The 1668-nt window shown below is 73.0% G+C and carries 1 protein-coding gene and 1 pseudogene; one reads left to right on the forward strand and one right to left on the reverse strand.

Annotated elements, in window-relative coordinates; translation table 11 throughout:
- Nucleotides 1–726, forward strand: a pseudogene (locus ABZ641_RS36305) (hypothetical protein); the annotation flags it as partial.
- A gap of 5 nt (nucleotides 727–731) precedes the next feature.
- Here ABZ641_RS36305 and ABZ641_RS36310 read toward each other — a convergent pair.
- A complete protein-coding gene (locus ABZ641_RS36310; protein ID WP_359988764.1) occupies nucleotides 732–1517 on the reverse strand; it encodes a hypothetical protein in 786 nt (261 codons plus the stop codon).
- Between the last annotated feature and the right edge of the window lie 151 nt (nucleotides 1518–1668).

A 1668-nucleotide genomic window follows, 5' to 3' on the forward strand; every position in this document is an offset into this window, starting at 1 on the left:
GTGCGGGCGGTCGCCACGGCCGTCGTGGACGGCCGCCCCGTCCTCGTCACCGGTGGCGCGGACACCGAGGTGCGGATCCGCGACCTCGACGACGGCGGACAGCTCGGTGGGCCCCTGACCGGCCACACCGCCGCCGTGGAGCTCCTGACCGTGGGCACGGTGGAGGGACGGCTCACCCTCCTCAGCCGCGACCGGCGCGAGTCGGTCCGGATCCGGGACCTGACCACCCGGGAGGAACTGCACGGACGGTCGACGAGCGAGTACGCGAGCCCGTCCATCCGCTCCTTCGCAGTGGTGGAGGGCCGCTTCGTCGCGGCGACCTCCGAGGGACGCGTGTGGGACCTCGCGGCGCGCGCATGGATCGGGGTGCAGCCGGAGCAGGACGGCGCCCTGGCCCTGGCGGCGCTCGGCGGCCGTCACCTCCTCCTGACCGGGCACCGGACGGAAACGGCCCAGCTGTGGGACCTGGCCACGGGTGACCGGACGGGGCCGCCCCTGACGGGGCACACCGGCACGGTGTCGGCCGGCGCGGTGGGGATGCTGGACGGTCGTCCCGCCGTCGTCACCGGGTGCGGCGACGGCACCGTGCGGGTGTGGGACGCCACCGCGGGGCGGCAGATCGGCGCGTACGCGTTCCCTGCCGCGGTCGGCGGACTCGCGCTGGCGCAGGACGGGCGGCTGGCGGTCGTCTTCGGCCCGGACGTCGCGGTCCTGACGCGCCGTTGATCCGGCTACCAGAACTGCGCGAGGGCGCTCTCCTTGAACGGTGCCGGGCTGACCGACAGGTCACCGGCGAAGGGGCGGTCGAGGACGACGACCAGCAGCAGGCTGAAGCCGATCAGGGCGGCGACCGCCCCGACGAACACGAGCCGGATGCGCCTGCTGCGGCTGCCGTAGAGGAAGGTGAGCGGGAGCATCACCAGGGCACCGCCCAGCACCAGGACCTTCAGCAGGATCGGGAGTTCCTGGTTGCTCTGGTCGATCCGGGCCCGGCGCTGCGTGACCACGTCGTCCAGGCTCGCGACGGCCTGCTCGTAGTACGCCTGCTCCACCGCGCTCTGCGGCTCGTACGCGCGCAGCGCCGTGTAGACGGCCTCCACCCGGGCCCCTGCCACGAGGTAGTCCGCCGTCCCGGCCTTCATCCGGGGCCAGGTCTCCTCGACGACGGCGTGCACGTAGTCGCGGACCGCCGCGTTGACCGCGGCCCGGGGTTCGGCGGGGAACGCCCCGACGTCCCGGACGATCTTGGACGCCGAGGTCGCCTCGGTCGCCACCACCGTCGAGGCGGTCTCCAGCTGGGTCCACAGGTTGACGATCACGAAGGCGAGGATGATGCCGTAGATCGCGCCGAACATGCCGAGCACCACGCCCACCATCTCGTTGTGGTCCCCGCGCGCCAGCGCCGGGTACCGGCGGCACGTCAGGATGCTGCCGGCCACCGCGAGCAGGACGAACCCGCCGACGATCACCAGGGTCAGCGTCAGGGCGGAGAAGTGGTTGAGCAGCCAGAGTTCCACGGCGGTTCCTTGTCGGATCGTGACCGAGGCAGACAGAACGTATACGGATGGTAATCACACGCCGCCCTCCCTCCGCTCATCCGGCTCCGTGGCGTCACCGCGGGTGAGGGCCGGCGCCGACCGCCCGCAACGCGATCCGCCCCGCCCGGTG

It is taken from the genome of Kitasatospora sp. NPDC007106 (assembly GCF_040634455.1).
GTDB classification, from domain to species: domain Bacteria; phylum Actinomycetota; class Actinomycetes; order Streptomycetales; family Streptomycetaceae; genus Kitasatospora; species Kitasatospora arboriphila.